Source organism: Pseudoalteromonas sp. CR1 (assembly GCF_019392235.1).
In the GTDB taxonomy this organism is placed as follows: domain Bacteria; phylum Pseudomonadota; class Gammaproteobacteria; order Enterobacterales; family Alteromonadaceae; genus Pseudoalteromonas.
On record NZ_JAHXRM010000152.1, the window covers coordinates 1 to 281 of the forward strand.

General features: G+C 61.2%; 1 protein-coding gene. It reads right to left on the reverse strand.

What is annotated here, in order from left to right; genetic code table 11:
• On the reverse strand, window positions 1-281 hold a 281-nt coding region (locus KZZ04_RS18880), incomplete at both ends, for an aldo/keto reductase (protein ID WP_219423785.1).

Genomic DNA, 281 nt, shown 5'->3' on the forward strand with positions numbered 1-281 from the left:
CGACGATCCCCACGCCACGCCCTTGGGTGTATTGCTGAATCTGCTGGGCGATACGTAACGACTCAACCCGCCATTCGGTTTCCAGAATGCGTTTGTCCTGACGTGCTGCGCGGCTGCCGGCTTCGGGCGTTACATCCGGAGCGTATTTGCCACTGAGCACACCACGCGCCAGCGGGCTGTAAGGCACCACGCCCAGGCCATAGGCGGCTGCGGCGGTGATTTGCTCGATCTCGGCCTGACGATTGACGATGTTGTACAACGGCTGGCTGATGATCGGCTTG